Here is an 18,717-nt window from a genome sequence, read left to right as displayed (position 1 = left end):
TATGTTGATTTTAATAGCTGAAGACGACGAATTGGTACTACGTACTGTTGAGCACAAATTGGTAAAAGAAGGGCACGAAGTTGTGTTGACCAGAAATGGCCGTGAAGCGATAGAGAAAATTAATGAACTGGATTTGGATTTAGTTGTCACGGACATTATGATGCCTTTTGCTTCTGGTATTGAAATTCTTTCGGCGATTAAGCGCGTTGGAAAGGAGATTCCAGTCATTGTATTATCGAGTATGGGCCAGGAGGAGGTTGTGGTCGATGCCTTCGACTTGGGTGCATCAGATTTTATGGTTAAGCCATTTAGTCCAAACGAGCTCATTCTCAGAATAAAACGCCTAAAAAATAAATAAACAATATGTATCACCATATCGCACTACATGAACTTATTCTTGCGATAGTTATCGTGTTGATCTTAGTACTGTTGTTGATTATTACCGTATTAGGATACAGCTTCTATAGTTATCGAATACTTCATAATAAGCAATCTTGGAGAGAAATCATCGAGTATAAGATTATGGAGACAATCGTAGGGAATGATGACCGTAGTGATAGCGATAAGGAATTTGCGGAACATTTAAAGGAGCCTTCATTTCGGGCACTTTTTTTAGATGTACTGGTTGATTCGGATCGAAAATTTTCTGGTGCTGCTAAACAATCGATTAATAGGCTGTTTCGTGATTTTGAACTGGAGGATGAAGCCTGGCGGAAACTCAGGCATCGCAGCGGCTATTTGGTAGCCGGCGGTGTTCAGGAGCTTGCAGCGATGAATGTTGAAGCTGCAATACCTGAAATCATGGAGAAGTTGAACGATCCCCGAACTGCCGTTTATCAGGAGGCCCAATATGCAATTGTTAGTTTTAAGGGATACGAAGGCCTTGGCTTTTTGGATCATTTCAACAAGCCGTTATCGGACTGGCAACAGCTCCGCTTATTGTATTCAATTCATGATATACCAGAACAGGCTGATTTACAGGTAAAGGATTGGATCCATAGTAAAAATGATTCGGTTGTTATCTTTACTTTACGTCTAATTCGAAAATTTAGATTGATGACCCTTTATACATTGGTCTTTAGCCTATTGGAACATCCTTCGATAAATGTTCGTGTACAGGCGGTAAGAACTTTGCAAGCTATTGAGAACAGTGAGACTATTCAGCAATTTATACAAGGTTTCGATCTGCAGCCACTCGCAGTGCAGAATGAGATGCTGAAGGCGATGAAGATGATCAAGAGTAAAGAAAGTGAGCATTTTCTTAAAGAACTACTGTGGAATCATAGCCCTGTATCAATTAAAATTTCTGCTGCAGAAGTACTTGTCGTTCTCGGAGAGGAACACTATCTGCGGGAGATCTCCCAAGATGGAGATACTTACGACGAACTTAAACAAATTATTAAACACGCTTTGCAAGAGAAAAAATGTTAGAGTTTTCCCATATCGTATATGAAATTATAGTTTGGCTATTTTTGCTTTATTCGGGGGCGGTATTTCTTATCTATGCTTGGATAGGATTATATGCTTATGGAGCTGTGTTTCGTTACAAACATGATAATACGTTTACGGACTATAGTATTATCGCCACCAACCCCAATGCACCTACATTCAGTCTGATTGCACCGGCCTATAACGAGGGTATGACTATCGTCGAGAATGTGCGGTCCTTATTGTCGTTGTATTACCATAATTTAGAAATTATAATCGTAAATGATGGAAGTAAGGATGATTCTATATCGAAATTGATCACGTCTTATGAACTTGAACCGACGTCATTCTTTGTTCAGGGAAACATTGAGACCAAGGAGATACGTGGAATCTATAAGAGTAAGAATCCGGCGTTTAAGAAGCTGATTGTTGTAGACAAAGCGAATGGGGGCAAGGCGGACGCCCTTAACGTTGGGGTGAATATCTCTTCTGGAGATTATATCGTTTGTATTGATGTGGACTGTATTTTAGAACAAGATGCCATTTTAAAACTAGCGAAGCCATTTCTAGAACAAACTGACAAACGCGTTATCGCTTGCGGTGGCGTTATCCGTTTAGCTAACAATTGTAACGTTGTGAATGGGTCTGTTGTCGATGTTAATTTGCCTAAGTCCTGGTTGGGGCGGACGCAAGCTTTAGAATATATCCGTGCTTTCATTTTGGGGCGAATGGCTTGGTCTAGAGCTTCGGGATTAATTCTTATTTCAGGTGCATTTGGCGCTTTTGACCGGGAAATTGTGTTGGCTTGCGGAGGCTATGACCGAAATACGGTTGGGGAGGATATGGAGCTTGTTGTTCGTATGCGTCGCTATATGGAAGAGCAAAAGCTGCCTTACGAGGTCGTTAATATAACAGATCCCTTATGCTGGACGGAGGTTCCAGAATCTAAAGAGGTACTACGCAAGCAGCGTAATCGTTGGATGCGTGGCACCATGGAAACCTTATGGAAGCATCGCAAACTCATGTTCAATCCAAAATATGGTCGTTTTGGTATGGTTAGCATGCCTTACTGGTTTTTCTTTGAATTTTTGGGTCCCATTGTCGAATTTACAGGTTACATTGTCTTTTTAATCTTTTTTATACTCGGAATTATCAACTGGCCATTTTTCTTTGCACTTTTTGCGCTGGTTATTGCTTCGGGAATTTTGTATTCCATCTATGCCATCTTGGTTGATCTTGTTAGCCACCAGGTCTATTCAAAGAAGCGGGACCTTTCGACGTTAATAACTACCGCTATTCTAGAACCATTTTACTTTCACCCCATTGTTGTTAAAGCTGGTGTCCAGGGGGTTGTTGACTACTTTCGCAAGCAGCATGGCTGGGGAGAAATGACACGACAAGGCTTTCAACAGAAGGATGCAAATGAGTCGGTTTGGAAATACCTCGGTCACCGATTAAATCTGTCGTTACAGAGCTTAGGCCCTGTGATGTTGGTTGTCTTTGCCTTGTATATGTTATCCGTTGGTGTAGAATGGTGGTGGTACGGTCGTCGATTTGCTCAACTTTCGGAGGTCCATGCAGGCAAATACTTGTTTTTGGATAACATCCTGTTCATCTTTCAAGCCTTAGCCTGTTTGGGTATAGGCTATTTATTGCTACAATTCTTAAGCAGATTTTGGGGGAGGCTTCTTTTGATCATTTCGTTCTCGTTTATTGTTGTTATGCAGTTCATCTTGTTTCTGTATTTTGGCGAATCGAGAAATTTGCTTGGGGCTGATATGTTCTATTACAGTTCGGAAGAAATGAAGCAAATTTTGGAGGCTAGCGGTATGTTAAGTGTTACCAATATTGCTTTACTTTTATTATTGATCGTAATTTCTTGGGTTCCCCTTTGGATTGCCAATAAAAAGACATTCAAGAAGACCTATGTTAGTATTGCACTGTTAACTCTTGGGTTGATGTCGTTTTTCATCAGCCCGGCTTCGCTTTTAGGAGGTAGCTCCGAAAAAGATGAATTTGTAGCCAATGTAAGCCGGAGTAAATGGCGTTATTTCTTTAATTCCAATTTATCAAATTATGTGGATGAACATCCGGGTATGCTCGCAATGTTTCATAAAGAGGAGGAGGATACAAAGGTGTTGGATTCTAAATTTCCTTTTTTGAAAAAAGAAGATACTAATGATTTTTTAGGGGCCCACCTTCAGAAAACGTCGAAAGTGCCCAATTTAGTTATTCTCATCATCGAGGGGCTAGGGCACGCCTACAGCGCTGAAAATGGCTATATCGGTAACTTCACCCCATTTATAGGCAAATTGAAGCAACAGTCTTTGTATTGGGATAATAATATGAGTTCCTCGGGTCGAACATTTTCCGTTTTACCGACCATAACAGGTTCGTTGCCTTTTGCTACACATGGATTCCTGGAACAAGATACCTTGCCAGACAATTTCAATTTATTTAATATTCTGAAGAGCAATGGATTTAATACTGGTTTTTTCTATGGCGGACATTCAAATTTTGATTTCATGAAGAAGTTCATGGATTATAATAAAATTGATATGCTCATCGATCAGGAAGCATTCGGCCCTCCGTATAAGAAATTGCCTGAAAAGGGGGAGGAAAGTTGGGGGTATGAAGACCAAGCTGTATTTAGTAAGCTTCTTGAGGTACAGAAAGTGCAGCAACAACCTTATTTCCATGTACTTTTGACGCTATCTACACATAACCCATTTTTGATTAACAATGCGGCACATTATGAGCAACTTTTTGATCAACGTATAGCGACATTGAACCTTACACCGGAACAAAAAAAGTGGGCTTTAGAAAACCGTACGCAGCTGGTCTCGGTGTTGAATTTGGATGATGCGATGGGACAATTTTTTGAATCCTACAAAAAGAGGTCAGATTTTGCAAATACGATTTTTGTCATAACTGGCGACCATGCGATGCCTGAGATACCATTACAGAGCAAAATCGATCGCTATCACGTTCCTTTGTTGATTTATTCGCCACTTTTAAAAGGGCCAAAGACTTTTCATCATTTTGTTAGCCATTTTGATGTTGCGCCTTCTATATTGGCCTACTATCGTGAGAATTTTGGCCTTAAAACCCCAGCTCAAGTTACTTGGATAGGTGAGGGCCTAGACAAAGGGGCATCTGCACAAGGTGATGGTATAGCCATGATGCAAAGTAAAAATCAATTGATTGATTTTGTCAGAGGTAATTACCATCTTTCCGACGGGCAATTGTTTCAGTTGGATGGTGTGTTCAATGAAGATGTCGCCCCGGATAATGCAAAAGAAGAGGTTTCAAAGCGCTTTGAATTATTTAAGCGCAAGAATAAGCTATTCTATACAGAGAAGCGGCTCATTCCGGATAGCGTCTATACCAACTATTTCAAACGGACAGGAAACCGCTAGAATTTTCGAATATAACCAAGGATGATGTCTAGTTGATTTCCTTTTTCTTTGGGACGGAATTCTTGGTTATAATAGGTGCCCGAAATTGAAAACAGATTACTTTGCTTAACAGAGAAATTATATTCAGCACCTACTTTGAATGTTTTTAATTTATAGGAAGCGTTGTCCAATAGATTATTTCGGTTTTCCTCAGGGCTCAGACCCGTTCCGGCGCTAAATCCGAAGTAATCGTTTGCTCCTTTTGTATAATAGCGGACTGTTCCGGTATACGATTGGGAAATATTCTTTTCGTCTGGAGTAAGGTAAGTCCTTAGATTGAACCACAAGTTTTGGTAATATTTTCCGACTGAAGCTGTGTACATCCAGATGTTGTCACTAAAATAGAGCTGACGATATCCGATTTCCCCCTCAAAGCTGTTCGGAAGATTGGCATAGAGAGACACACCAGTTCTATATTTCGCAAAAATCCCCACATTATTGGAATAGCCTGCTCCGACATAGAGGTAAAATATCTTTGAAAGCCGTGGGTAAGCCTCCATCTCAAATTGGACGCCATTTTCTGCAAATTTATTCGCATAGTTAGTTCTGAAAATTACAGATCCTATTGCTGTTGCCCGTTTATAACTTAATCCAACAATGTGCCAATTGTGATCAAACTGTTTGTCAAAATAGACAAAATTGTACGTCAGACCGATTGCATTTTTAGCGGTATACTCTTCAATATTTTTTGCCAATGCTCTGGCCTCCGTATTTTTTGGATTAATTTCCAACAAACTATGAATTGCCTTTTCGGCAGTTTCGTATTGATCGTTGCCATAGCTTATTTTGCCTTTTAGCAATAGTAAATCCTGAGACTGCGGATGTATGCGTAGCCCTTTATCGGTAATTGCAATTGCTCTTTCAGCCTGATCGTTCCAATACTCAAGCGAAGCGTAGGCCAAAAAGAAATCTTCATCAGTGGTATTTTTTCTATCCAGTTCCGTAAAGATGGCCCTTGCCGAATCTATCTTATCTGACCAGGTATAAATGCGCGCTAAAAAAATGTTGATATCCGTGTAGTCCGGTGCTTGAAGTAGCGCCTGCTTGGACAATTGAATCGCTTGTGGATAATCTTTTGAATCAAAAGCAACCTTTCGCGCTTTAGCAAAGAGATCATCGGCAGTGAGTTTTGTCTCTTGCGCCATGGAGAATAAAGGTATTAGTGATAGTAATGGATAAATTACTTTTTTCATTCCGGATTGTATAGTTGATATTTAAGCTTGCTAATATATAAACTAAAATTAGCAAAATTTGTTTGTGCACTGTGGTTTTAAATAAATTTTGCGCGCTCGTGAATCCTTCTAAACCATTTATGGGATACCATTTGAGACGACATTTAGAATGAGAGTTTAGAAAACCGCCAATTTAAGGTATCGATAATGGTTAACTGGTTGCTGTCTACAGGTAAACCGGTTATGATCTTAAGTACCTGCATAGCCATCATGCTACCTATGATCCCTGGCAGGGGCCCTAGTACTCCATTTTTATCGCAATTTGGAACCTGATCGGGGTTTGGGGGAGTGGGAAAGATGTCCAGAAGGTGTTTACTGCCTTCAAAGTTAAAAACTGCCAGCTGTCCTTCAAAGCCGTGGATGCTCCCATATACCAAGGGTTTATCGAGTTGCAAGCAAATTTGATTCAGTAAGTAACGTGTCGAGAAGTTATCCGAGCAATCTACTACTATTTGATAGGGAGCAAGAATTGCAGCCGTGTTGTTCGGTTCTATCTTCACCTGAACCGTATGAAAATCAATTGTACTATTATGCTGTCGAATATAGTCTTGGGCACTTTCGGTTTTAGTTTTGTGAATGTTGTTTTCGGAGTGTATGATCTGTCTATTTAGATTGTGGATTTCAACATGGTCAAAATCAGCCAGGCCAAGTTTACCTATACCTGCAGCGGCTAAATATTGAAGGACGGGACTTCCGAGTCCCCCTGCGCCAACAATCAATACCTTGGCATCCATGATTTTTCTTTGTCCTGAGACGCCAATTTCATCGATAAAAATCTGCCGGCTATAGCGCTCAAAAATATTGTCTTTTTTCATTTATTTTAACGTACTATGCCAGCGAAATTGGTTTCCCAGTCCTTCATCACTGGCGAGTATCCCATTTTTCGGATTTGACTTTTTATGGTTTCCATATCCCTTTCATCGCTTACTTCAAATTGTTCTAACGCTTGTGGATCGACCACATAGCCCCCCGGATTGGTTTTTGAGGCAGCGCTCATTGTTGTTACACCGATCGGTATAATATGATCTCTAAACGTTTCGTTTTCCCTAGTGGAGATAGAGATTTCCAAATTTTCATTCCACAGGCGATAAGCACAGATTAGCTGCAGTAGATCGCGGTCGGCCAAATGAAAATTTGGTTCCACAGAGCCAGCAGCTGGGCGTAGGCGTGGAAAGGAAATGGAATAACGAGTCTGCCAATAGTGTTTTTGTAAATAGGCAATGTGTGCGGCGGTAAAGAAACTGTCCACCCGCCAGTCTTCGAGCCCAAGTAATACGCCCAGTCCGATTTTATGGATGCCCGCCCGGCCTATACGATCAGGTGTATCCAAGCGATAATCAAAATTTGACTTCTTTCCCTTGGGATGATATTGCCTATAAACTTCGCGGTGGTATGTCTCTTGATAAACCAAAATGGCATATACGCCAGCGGCCTGCAATAACTCGTACTCGGATTGTTCCAACGGTTGTACCTCAATGGATATCTGCGAAAAATGGGACTTTAGAAGTTGGATAGCATGTAGGAAATAATTGATTTCAACAGTTTTGTTAGCTTCTCCGCTAACGAGGAGGATATGGTTAACTCCCATAGCTTTAAGTGCCATCGCCTCCAGTAACAACTCGGTATCGTTGAGCGTTTTTCGTCTGATTTTGTTGTCCATGCTGAAACCGCAATAGGTGCAAATATTCTGGCACTCATTGCTGAGGTAAAGGGGAGCATACAGCTGTACGGTTTTACCGAAGCGGCGTTGCGTGATTTGTTGTGTTTTTTGTGCCATTTGTTCCAGATACGGTGCTGCAGCCGGTGATATGAGCGCCCTAAAGTCGGCGAGCGTTAACTGGTCTTTTTCTAACGCATGCAGTACATCCTGCTTGGTAGCGTCATAAATCTGCGTGTGGACATCATTCCAGACGTAGGTATCGAGTATCGTTTTGAAATCTGTCATAAGTGAATTATCAATCAAATAAAAATGAAGTTAAGGGGCTCGAACCGATTGCTTGTGATCCGATCTTTCCTAAACCGGCCTCATAAGCCTTTCGTCCAGCGATAACAGCTTCTTTGAATGCTTCGGCCATACGTATCGGATTATTTGAGACTGCAATTGCCGTATTGACCAAGACGGCATCCGCTCCGATTTCCATGGCTTTGGCAGCATCGGAAGGCGCTCCGATGCCAGCATCGACAACAACGGTTACATTACTCTGTTCAATGATAATTTCAAGAAAGTCCAACGTACGAAGTCCTTTATTACTACCAATAGGGGCACCTAGAGGCATAACAGCTGCTGTGCCAGCATTTTCCAGTCTTTTGCAAAGCACTGGATCTGCATGGATATAGGGCATGACGACGAATCCTAATTTGGCCAACGATTCAGTTGCGCGTAAGGTTTCAATGGGGTCAGGTAGTAGATAGCGGGGATCGGGATGAATTTCCAACTTTACCCAGTTGGTTTCCAATGCCTCTCGTGCAAGTTGGGCCGCGAGTACCGCTTCTTGAGCGGTACGTGCTCCTGAAGTATTCGGCAACAAATGGATATTTTTCAGTTGGAGGGCATTCAGGATATTGTCGTCTATGGTATGCTGATCGATGCGTTTGAGGGCCACGGTAACCAACTGGGAAGCCGATGATTTAACGGCATGGCTCATTTCTGTGAGATTGCCGAACTTGCCCGTACCCAAAAATAGCCTGGATTCAAATACGCGATCGGCTATGGTTAAATTGCTCATATTAAAATTTTGTGGATTGATGAAACGATTGTTGGATTATGGGTTATACTACCGGAAAGTGCAATTCCATAAACTCCAGTTTGTAATAACTGTTGAATGTCGTCGAGGTGGGCTATACCGCCAATCGCGAATATCGGGATTGGGGATAACCCTTCTTGTCTAACCTGCCCGATGATATTTTCATATCCGTCGAGCCCCAATAGGGGACTGAGGTTATGTTTTGTCTTTGTAAAGCGGAATGGTCCGAGTCCGATATAGTCACAATTTTCCGTTATTCTTTGGTATACATCTGTAAAGCTATTTGCAGTACCGCCGATTATTTTTTTTGGCCCCAATAGCTTCCTTGCAGCATCGATACTGCCATCCTCCAGTCCGAGATGTACGCCGTCAGCATCGACAGCCGCTGCAAGCGCAGTATGATCATTGATGATACAGGTGGCACCATATCGCGAACACACGTTTTTGACCTGTTCTGCCAATCTGTAAACATACGCTTGGTGAGCTCCCTTCCATCTCACTTGTATCCATTTTACACCAGCATCAAGGGCCTTTAAAATATTATCTTTTTGTGCTGCTAATGTTTGTCCTTGTGATATGTATTGAAGTTTTTCCATAGTTTTTGTTGACATGCAATGAAATTTTGAATTGGGTCGGGATGCTGCCATAAAGCGCCGTACAAGGCTATTCCCTCTGCCCCTTCCTGCAACGGGAGGAGACAGTTAGCTTGGTTTATTCCGCCAAGTGCTATCAGACGAACAGTAAAATTAACGCGATTTGGAAGCTGATTCAGTTGAGCATTATACCTTCCGTATTCTTTTTTTGAAATACTTGGAAATATCGGACTTAGAAAAGCATAGGTCCAGCATTTATCCAGTTTGTTGAATGCCGCAATATCATGTACAGATGTCGAGCAAATAATTGTAGTGTTCACCTGATTGGAGGGACTATGCTGTCTGCTCCATTCATTCCGATGAATGCGTGAGATCCCGAGTTCCGTCGATAGGTGAGGGTGAGAATGAAGAACTAACTTTTCAAGATATGCAGGATCTATTGATTCTACATATCTTGCCATTTGTAAATCTGTAAAATGATATTTGCGTAAGTGCAGGATATCGAGCCCCTTCTCAAGAAGGGTATGGATAACCGCTTTTTCAGCATGTATGGTCTCTTCTGGCGTTAGTGCAATGATCATAAATAGAGTTCTTTACCCTGTGCGATAAATTCTTGCGATTTTTCAAGCATACCCTGCGCTGCACTATCCCGTATTTCCTGCGTAATCTTCATGGAGCAAAATTTGGGGCCACACATGGAACAGAAATGAGCTACTTTAGCTGCATCTGCAGGCAAGGTTTCGTCATGATACTCACGTGCGGTATCCGGATCTAGGGAAAGATTGAATTGATCTTCCCATCTAAATTCAAATCTCGCTTTACTTAAAGCATTGTCACGATACTGCGCTCCAGGGTGTCCTTTGGCCAAATCAGCAGCATGTGCGGCTAGTTTGTACGTGATCACACCATCTTTAACATCTTTTTTATTTGGTAATCCGAGATGTTCTTTTGGGGTGACATAACAAAGCATGGCACAACCGTACCAACCGATCATTGCAGCTCCAATCGCCGAAGTAATATGGTCATACCCCGGAGCGATATCGGTAGTAAGCGGGCCTAAGGTATAAAATGGGGCTTCATTACAACATTCCAGTTGTTTGTCCATATTTTCTTTGATCAGTTGCATGGGCACGTGGCCGGGGCCCTCTATCATTACCTGAACATCGTGTTTCCAGGCGATCTTGGTGAGTTCGCCCAGTGTTTCGAGCTCAGCAAATTGAGCCGCATCGTTGGCGTCCGCAATAGCTCCTGGACGGAGACCATCGCCAAGTGAAAAAGCAACATCATATCGTTTCATGATCTCACAAATCTCCTCAAAATGGGTATAGAGAAAGTTTTCTTTGTGGTGAAAAAGACACCATTTGGCCATGATAGAACCACCCCTTGAGACGATACCAGTTACTCGTGTTGCTGTAAGATGAATGTAGCGAAGCAATACACCGGCGTGTATAGTAAAGTATGAAACACCTTGTTCCGCCTGTTCGATCAAAGTGTCTTTAAAAATCTCCCAAGTAAGGTCTTCGGCCACACCTTTTACTTTTTCTAATGCCTGATAGATTGGAACGGTACCGATTGGAACTGGTGAATTGCGGATGATCCACTCGCGGGTTTCATGGATATTTTTACCGGTGGATAGATCCATGATCGTGTCGGCTCCCCAACGACAGGCCCATACCGCTTTCTCAACTTCTTCCTCTATACTTGAACTTACAGCGCTATTGCCAATATTGGCATTAATTTTAACAAGAAAGTTGCGCCCGATAATCATGGGTTCACTTTCAGGGTGATTGATGTTATTGGGAATGATCGCTCTCCCGGCAGCGATCTCTTCGCGGACAAACTCGGGAGTAATCGTTTTTCTAGGGATTCTGGCACCAAAGTTTTGGCCTGTATGCTGATGATCCATTCCGGGGGTGCTGGCTACTAGCTGCTCGATATGTTGATTTTCGCGGATAGCTACGTACTCCATTTCAGGCGTAATGATACCTTGCTTTGCATAATGTAATTGGGTGACATTACTCCCGGCAGAGGCTACTTTTGGTTTATGACTATAGGCAAATCGGAGTTCATCCAACGTTGGATCAGAAAGGCGTTGTTGTCCATATTCAGAGCTGATGCCCGCCAGCTGTATGACATCCTGGCGATTCAATATCCATTGTTCGCGAAGCCGGGGGAGACCTTTTCGGATATCGATCTGAAAATTCTCATCGGTATATGGACCAGAGGTGTCGTAGATTGTAATAGGGGGATTAATTTCTACTTGTCCATTGCTTAATTTGGTTGGACTTAAAGAAATTTGGCGCATAGCCACTTGAATAGGAAATAGTGTTCCAGGTACAAAAATTTTTTTTGAATTGGGAAAAGGGGATTGCGTAATTGTTTCAGCTGTCATTTTTTCTGAATTGAAGTGAATGATTAGGGTGATTTTTTTTAATCATTATCCGCCTTGCGATGCGGTTATTAAGATGATTTGATCGTGAGGTTTGAGTGTTGTTTTAGCCCAATCGTCCTTAGGTATAACATGGTTGTTGATGGCAGCAGCAACACCTTGGGTTTTGCCAGATAGTTCCAAAACCAATAGTTCCTCAAGTGAAGAAGGAGCGGGGTCGAAAGATCGAATTTGATGATTTATTGTAAGTTCCATTCCTTAATTTTTTTGGTTAAACTTTAGGAATGGCTACACGAAGGTACAGCAATGCACCTGTTAGACAGCTCACTTTTCCCTACGCCAGTATGATCCGGATCAGGTTCTAAGGGTAAAATCTCAGCCTGCACAAGCAGACACCCCTAAAGTTAAAACGAAGATAGTATTATTTTTGTGAAAGTTGCAAGAATTTTAATTTAAATGCCTCATATATACAGCAGGAAAGTACAGGTCGCGATTTGCGAAATATTTGATATATTAGTTTTTTAATCAGCTAAAACAATTTAACAGTAACCAAGAATTATATCCTTTAATGCGTAGAATTTTATTGATAATAATATTGTGTATGGCAAGTACTGCCTATGCACAATCCAAGAATAACTGCAAGGCTGTAAAGTTGACATGCGAACATCTGGTCAATCCTTTAGGCATTGACGCATCCCACCCGAGATTAAGCTGGCGCCTTGAAGACCGGCGAAAGGGCGCCCTACAGCAAGCTTATCAGATTCTTTTAGCGCAAGATTCCCTTGAATTGTTACATGGGGTAAAAGCGCATTGGGACAGTGGAAAGCAGCTAAGTTCGGCGATGTTGGTGCACTATAATGGTACCGAGTTAAAGCCGCGGATAAAATACTTTTGGAGAGTAAAAGTATGGGACCGAGACGGTATTTCCAGCGTTTCAGCAATAGCATCTTTCGAGACTGGAATGATGGGGAAGGATCTTTGGACAGGAAAATGGATCAGTGACAATAAAGATATCAATGCGCGCAACGCTCCGTATTTTAGGACTGAATTCACTATCAAAAAGCGGATAAAATCGGCTCGTGCTTATGTTGCCGCTGCCGGATTATATGAGCTTTCTATTAATGGCGTGCGCATTGGAGACCACCGTCTTGATCCTATGTATACGCGATTTGATCGAAGAACACTGTATGTGGTAGAGGATGTTACCGGACAACTACAACAAGGTGCGAATGCGATTGGCGTCGTTTTGGGGAATGGCTGGTATAATCACCAGCCACTGGCGGTTTGGAATTTTCATCAAGCACCGTGGCGGGCCCGGCCAATATTCTGTTTGGAGCTTAAAATCGAGTATACAGACGGTACGTGGGAGACGGTCGTTTCGGATAAGCAGTGGAAAACAGCTACCGGTCCAATTATCTATAACAATATTTATACGGGTGAGCATTATGATGCTCGACTTGATATGCCCGGCTGGGACAAACCTAAATATGATGATTCAACTTGGCAGGCTGTTCAGTACAGAAATGCGCCATCTGCACATATCGTTTCCCAACAGATGGTACCGATTCGGCTCGTGAAGTCCTATAAGCCCAAATCAGTGACAAAGATAGACCAACGTACTTATGTTTTCGATATGGGTCAGAATATGGCTGGAATTACAAAAATTAAAGTCAAAGGAGCTGCAGGGACTATGCTACATATCAAGCATGGTGAACGATTGTCGGCAGATGGGCGTCTTGATCTGTCCAATATCGATGTTTATTATCTTGGCGATAAGGAAAAGGAGCCCTTTCAGACGGACATTCTTACCTTAAGCGGTCGCGATGATGAGTTTATGGCTAAATTTGGTTATAAAGGCTTTCGTTATGTCGAGGTTAGCAGCAACATAGCAATAGCTTTGGATAGTTCTGCTGTAACTGCCTATTTTATGCACAGCGATGTTCAACCTATCGGACAGCTTAAAACATCCTCTGAATTGATTAACAAACTATGGAAAGCGACCAACAATGCCTATTTATCGAATTTGATGGGGTATCCTACAGACTGCCCGCAACGCGAAAAAAATGGTTGGACAGGGGATGGTCACCTCGCGATTGAAACTGCCCTGTATAATTTTGACGGTATTACAGTTTATGAAAAATGGCTGGCCGATCATCGTGACGAGCAACAAGAGAATGGCGTATTACCAGATATTATTCCAACGGGTGGATGGGGGTATGGTAATGCAAATGGTCTTGACTGGACAAGCACCATCGCTATTATCCCCTGGCAGATCTATCAGTTTTATGGTGATCCGCGCGCATTGGAAGAATGCTACGATAATATTAAACGCTATGTGGATTATGTAGACGGCATCAGCCCTTCTGGACTTACCACTTTTGGACGCGGAGATTGGGTGCCTGTTAAGGCTCAGTCCAATCTGGAACTGACGTCATCTGTTTATTACTATGCTGATGCGACCATTTTGGCTGCAGCGGCAAAGTTGTTTGGAAAAACGGCAGACCATCAAAAATATGATCAACTTAGTAAAAGAATTAAGGCGGCGATTAATGCGAGATTTTTGAATGTTTCTAATGGAATCTATAACAATGGAACACAGACGGAATTGAGTGTGCCACTCTATTGGGGAGTTGTACCGGAAGACATGAAAGCGAGGGTTGCGGCCAATCTAAATAGGAAAGTTGAAGAGGCTAACTTTCACTTAGACGTGGGCGTATTAGGGGCAAAAGCTTTATTAAATGCATTGAAAGATAATGGGTATGGAATGACCGCGTATAAAGTTGCAGTACAAGATACGTATCCGTCCTGGGGATGGTGGATTGTCAATGGGGCGACAACATTGTTAGAGAACTGGGATTTAAAAGCAACTCGTGATATTTCGGACAACCACATGATGTTTGGTGAAATTGGTGCCTGGTTTTTTAAATCTATCGGTGGGATTCTTCCAGATCCCGAACAACCTGGATTCAAAAACATCCTGTTGAAGCCTATTTTTCCTCAGCAATTGAAAGAATCATCGGTTTCTTACGAATCACCCTATGGTAAAATTTTATCTCATTGGAAATTACGGGGTAACAAGATTGTATATTATGTTCAGATACCTCCAAATGCGACGGCCACATTTTATCCTCCAAATAATGTAAGCAATGGTAATATCATCGCATTAAAGGCTGGTAAACATCGATTGAAATTGGAGCTCAAGTAAGGTTTTTAGTAGTATCAATCCTATTGTATTTGGTTGATGCCAATAAAAATATTTTATATTTGGAAGATATACGTGTAACGATTTCACCTTTTTAAAATCATCTCCCACTATAGGGAATGGAGTCAATCGTATCAAAATGAAATTTTCATTTTTTGGAAACTTGTCGTCATTAGGTGGAACTAAAAATAGAATATATTTAAAGGCGTCCTTTGTTGGGTAAATTGATTGTATAAGTTATTATCATAATGAGGACGTGGATAATAGCTCGATAATTGATAAAATGGATACAAAATATCAAATAATTGATACAGCAAATTGGAAGCGAAGAGAGCATTTCGAGATTTACCGTGGGGATGTAAAATGTGGATTTAGCCTTACAGTTAAGCTCGATATATCGGCGGTGGTCCAATTTGTAAGAATGCGGGGTTATAAGTTCTATCCTGTCATGATTTATCTCCTTTCGAGAGCAGTGAACCAACATGCTGAATTTAAAATGGCAATGAGAGGTAGCGAATTGATTTGTTGGGACAGGGTTGACCCTATTTACACCATACTGCATAAAGAAGCAGAAACTTTTTCGGCGTTGTCAGTAGGATATCAGGAACACTTAGCCTCTTTCCTCCAGGATTACAAGCATGTTCTTGAAAAATTCAGTGAAAGTAAGCTCTTTTTTCCTGAAAAGCCGCCAGAAAACCATTTTAATATTTCTGCTCTTCCATGGATTCATTTTGATAGTTTCAATCTTAATGTTGCAGATTTTAGCAATTATTTTTCACCGACATTTACGATTGGAAAATACAAAACTGAAGGAGATCAGATACTTATGCCCTTGGCGATACAGGTACATCATGCGGTATGTGATGGTCTCCATGTTGCAAAGTTGATTAATACGCTTGAGGCACTTTTTCAGGACGTCGAGTCTTTTTAGTCGAGTTGAAACTCGACATCCCATCGTGTTATTCTAGTCGTACATAGTTTAATAGTATTCTTCGTTTACTAGTTGTATATTTCGTTTTTTATTTTTTTTGTATATTTAGTATATTTTTAAACCAAATAATCTTCCCATTGTTATTTTAATAGTATGCTGGCAATGGGCATCAAATTGGATTTTGCAATTCACATTCAAATGAAATATACATTATATAGGGAACAACAATTAGCTTGCGATATAGCACGCGCTTGGAATTTTTTTTCATCTCCACAAAATCTTGCTCAGATAACACCTAAAGACATGGGTTTTGTGGTTGTTTCAGAATTTAATGGCGAAGAAATTGTAGAAAGTATGGTCATCGATTATTTAGTATCTCCAATTTTTCGAATTCCGTTAAAGTGGAAGACCAAAATAACGCAAGTGGAAAAGTATAAGAGTTTTACTGATTTTCAATTAAAGGGGCCTTATCGATTTTGGAATCATTTTCATGAATTTATTCCAAATGAAAAAGGCGTGTTGATGAAAGATACTGTTGAGTATGAATTGCCCTTCGGAATATTGGGTACAGTTGCGCACGGTATGTTTGTCAAAAAGAAATTAAATCAAATTTTTGACTATCGCTATGAGATTCTAGAAGAGCTATTTAATCGTCCTAATAATAAATCATAGCTACTCTTTAATCGCTTGTCGATCGGCGATAAATTACTAAATTAGCCTTTATTAACATTATTTATAGCTTTTACAATGAAAAAGATCTACCAAATAGTCAATGCAGTTGTTTTAGTCGTTACTATAGTTATCAATTACTTATCCAATACCGGCATTTTTAACGGGGAAACAATGGCAACGATATCAGCTAAGTATCAAAACCTTTTTACACCGGCTGGATATGCTTTCTCCATTTGGGGCTTGATATATCTGGGCTTGTTTGGATTTGTGGTCTATTTTGGACCATTATTAAAACTGACAAGAGAAAAGGAAGAGGTGATCTTAAAAGTTGGGTGGTGGTTTTTGGTTTCTTGTTTGGCAAATTGTTTATGGGTAATTACCTGGTTGTATGACTATACTTCTGTGACCATTTTTTTGATGCTCCTGCTATTTGTATCGTTGTTACGGATCATTCAAAATACTCGGGCTATTTCTTTTCAATCAAACCTCAAAAAACTTTTCTTTTTAAAGCTGCCTTTCCATCTGTATGCCGGGTGGATTTCTGTCGCTTTAATTGCCGACATTGCGGCCTATCTTACAAAGATCGGTTGGGGCGGGTTTGGCTTATCTGCAACGCTATGGACAATTATCATGTTTGTAGTCGCGCTAATTATTCATTTAATAATGATTTGGCAACGTCGTATGCCCGTATTTGGACTTGTATCTGCCTGGGCTTTGATTGCAATTGCAGTGGCAAATAAGGGAACGAATAGCATCATATATGCAGCGGCCATTGTCATAGCCATTATTGTTCTGCTAAACCTGTTTGTCTATTGTATTCGATATCGTAAACAGCTATTATTTTAGTAGTTAAATGGTAGGTAGGGCATGTTGGCATTAACCTCGACCGCTCTGTTGTTGGTCGAGGTTTGAGATTGTTTTATTAATTTTTAATTTTCTGTTTTAGATTTTTCATCAGCAAGCAATTGTTCCACACAGATTTTGCCGAATTTGTCTGCTGCCAGCGGACTGTCGGCGGTGATCAGCTTCCGGTCAACATGGCAATCGCCGCTAATTTTTTTATTTAAGATTTCAACCCCCAGCTGTTTCAGTTTCTCGCCATACAACCAAGGCATTTCGCCCGGCTGGTATCCACTTTGTGGAAGAATTTGATCCATTTCGTCAGGAAAAGAATTGATTTTATATCCTTTATATGGAAACTCATTCTCATCAATACCTTGTGCAGCAGATAAGAGGGCTGCGGGTCCATGGCATATTGTCAGCATAAATTTATTTTCGGCTATTACCCATTTAATCAGCTCTTTTACATCGTTATTCTCGGGGAGGCCGAGCATTGCGCCATGTCCTCCGGGAATGAAGACAGCTACATAGTCGACATAAGATTTAGTTGTGTCTGCTACAAAATCCTGGAGACTGTGTGGGTTTGAAAATTGTGTATTGTATTTTTCGAGAATTTTACCAATATGTTCGTCTTCATAAGGCATTGCCCACATCTCAAATTTTACCGTGCCGCCGGTTGGCGTATAGAAATCCACGTCAAATCCGGCTTGGTCAAAATGAAGAATAGGTACGAGTGTTTCAACGGGATGATTGCCTGTAGAAAATTTCTTTCCATTTTTCATGGTCATATAACGTTCCTCCGTACAAAGTACAAGAATTTTTTTTCTCGTATCTTTGTTGCCTTCATCATATTTTTTCTTACTATAGTCGGTTTTTGTAGTAACCATTTCTTTTCTTGAAAAAAAAGAAGGCTCATAGCCCATGCCGTCAAATATTGGCTCTTTGCTCAAATCTTTTGAAAATAAAGACATAATGTATGTATTGTTTATGGTGTATAACTTATCGTATTTATGCTATCATATGTTTTTGCCAGCTTATCGCTCGTTTATTCTCCAAAACAGCCTACATAGCAGTGTGGAGAAAATGACACATCTGCATGATCTTATAAGATAACAAATCTGAAGGCGATGCTGTTTTGTTTAAAAATTGATATGAATTTTAATACATCACCAGCAATCTATAACACCTACAAAAGCTTTTTTAGTTTAATTTGATGCTAATACTATCC

The 18,717-nt window shown here is 40.9% G+C and carries 16 protein-coding genes and 1 riboswitch; of the genes, 7 read left to right on the top strand and 9 right to left on the bottom strand.

What is annotated here, in order from left to right:
* Position 1 precedes the first annotated feature (1 nt).
* Genes VXM68_RS18780 through VXM68_RS18770 form a run of 3 tightly spaced genes read left to right on the top strand, consistent with a single transcriptional unit; the run spans position 2 to position 4,847 of the window.
* Complete coding sequence (locus VXM68_RS18780; RefSeq protein WP_367209684.1) at positions 2-358, top strand: response regulator transcription factor; 357 nt, start codon at positions 2-4, stop codon at positions 356-358.
* Positions 359-363: 5 nt separating this feature from the next.
* Positions 364-1,431, top strand: a complete 1,068-nt coding sequence (locus VXM68_RS18775; protein WP_367209683.1) for a HEAT repeat domain-containing protein — start codon at positions 364-366, stop codon at positions 1,429-1,431.
* Positions 1,425-4,847 (top strand): sulfatase-like hydrolase/transferase, encoded by a 3,423-nt coding sequence (locus VXM68_RS18770; RefSeq protein WP_367209682.1) that lies wholly within the window; start codon positions 1,425-1,427, stop codon positions 4,845-4,847. Before VXM68_RS18775 ends, VXM68_RS18770 begins: the two co-directional genes overlap by 7 nt.
* Here the strand turns inward: VXM68_RS18770 and VXM68_RS18765 are convergent.
* From VXM68_RS18765 to thiS, 8 genes are all read right to left on the bottom strand, one after another.
* Positions 4,844-6,079, bottom strand: a complete 1,236-nt coding sequence (locus VXM68_RS18765; RefSeq protein ID WP_367209681.1) for a YaiO family outer membrane beta-barrel protein — start codon at positions 6,077-6,079, stop codon at positions 4,844-4,846. The two genes, VXM68_RS18770 and VXM68_RS18765, sit on opposite strands and share 4 nt — an antisense overlap.
* Positions 6,080-6,222: 143 nt before the next feature.
* Positions 6,223-6,933: a ThiF family adenylyltransferase gene (locus VXM68_RS18760; RefSeq protein WP_367209680.1), complete on the bottom strand. Its 711-nt coding sequence runs from the start codon at positions 6,931-6,933 to the stop codon at positions 6,223-6,225.
* A 5-nt stretch (positions 6,934-6,938) separates the two neighbouring features.
* Entirely contained in the window at positions 6,939-8,063 is a 1,125-nt protein-coding gene (thiH, locus tag VXM68_RS18755) for a 2-iminoacetate synthase ThiH (RefSeq protein ID WP_367209679.1), read from the bottom strand.
* Between the two features lie 10 nt (positions 8,064-8,073).
* Complete coding sequence (locus VXM68_RS18750) at positions 8,074-8,844, bottom strand: thiazole synthase (protein ID WP_367209678.1); 771 nt, start codon at positions 8,842-8,844, stop codon at positions 8,074-8,076.
* Positions 8,841-9,473: a thiamine phosphate synthase gene (gene thiE, locus VXM68_RS18745; RefSeq protein WP_367209677.1), complete on the bottom strand. Its 633-nt coding sequence runs from the start codon at positions 9,471-9,473 to the stop codon at positions 8,841-8,843. Before thiE ends, VXM68_RS18750 begins: the two co-directional genes overlap by 4 nt.
* A complete protein-coding gene (locus VXM68_RS18740) occupies positions 9,419-10,036 on the bottom strand; it encodes a thiamine phosphate synthase (protein ID WP_367209676.1) in 618 nt (205 codons plus the stop codon). Before VXM68_RS18740 ends, thiE begins: the two co-directional genes overlap by 55 nt.
* Positions 10,033-11,847: a phosphomethylpyrimidine synthase ThiC gene (gene thiC, locus VXM68_RS18735; RefSeq protein ID WP_367209675.1), complete on the bottom strand. Its 1,815-nt coding sequence runs from the start codon at positions 11,845-11,847 to the stop codon at positions 10,033-10,035. Before thiC ends, VXM68_RS18740 begins: the two co-directional genes overlap by 4 nt.
* A 45-nt stretch (positions 11,848-11,892) precedes the next feature.
* Entirely contained in the window at positions 11,893-12,099 is a 207-nt protein-coding gene (gene thiS, locus VXM68_RS18730; protein WP_307185913.1) for a sulfur carrier protein ThiS, read from the bottom strand.
* Between the two features lie 59 nt (positions 12,100-12,158).
* Positions 12,159-12,254: riboswitch (TPP riboswitch) on the bottom strand.
* A gap of 191 nt (positions 12,255-12,445) precedes the next feature.
* Between thiS and VXM68_RS18725 the strand changes: the two genes are divergently transcribed.
* From VXM68_RS18725 to VXM68_RS18710, 4 genes are all read left to right on the top strand, one after another.
* Positions 12,446-15,049, top strand: a complete 2,604-nt coding sequence (locus tag VXM68_RS18725) for a family 78 glycoside hydrolase catalytic domain (RefSeq protein WP_367209674.1) — start codon at positions 12,446-12,448, stop codon at positions 15,047-15,049.
* 280 nt (positions 15,050-15,329) lie between these two features.
* Positions 15,330-15,977 (top strand): type A chloramphenicol O-acetyltransferase, encoded by a 648-nt coding sequence (gene catA / locus VXM68_RS18720; protein WP_367209673.1) that lies wholly within the window; start codon positions 15,330-15,332, stop codon positions 15,975-15,977.
* Positions 15,978-16,175: 198 nt separating this feature from the next.
* On the top strand, positions 16,176-16,649 hold the full coding sequence (locus tag VXM68_RS18715; RefSeq protein WP_367209672.1) for a hypothetical protein: 474 nt from the start codon (positions 16,176-16,178) through the stop codon (positions 16,647-16,649).
* A gap of 75 nt (positions 16,650-16,724) precedes the next feature.
* On the top strand, positions 16,725-17,495 hold the full coding sequence (locus VXM68_RS18710; protein ID WP_367209671.1) for a hypothetical protein: 771 nt from the start codon (positions 16,725-16,727) through the stop codon (positions 17,493-17,495).
* Between the two features lie 83 nt (positions 17,496-17,578).
* Here the strand turns inward: VXM68_RS18710 and VXM68_RS18705 are convergent, their stop codons facing one another.
* Entirely contained in the window at positions 17,579-18,460 is an 882-nt protein-coding gene (locus tag VXM68_RS18705; RefSeq protein WP_367209670.1) for a DJ-1/PfpI family protein, read from the bottom strand.
* Positions 18,461-18,717 lie beyond the last annotated feature (257 nt).

The organism is Sphingobacterium sp. R2, from assembly GCF_040760075.1.
Lineage (GTDB): Bacteria > Bacteroidota > Bacteroidia > Sphingobacteriales > Sphingobacteriaceae > Sphingobacterium.
The sequence above is the reverse complement of the archived record's forward strand: the minus strand, read 5'-3'. Positions and strand labels throughout refer to the sequence as shown.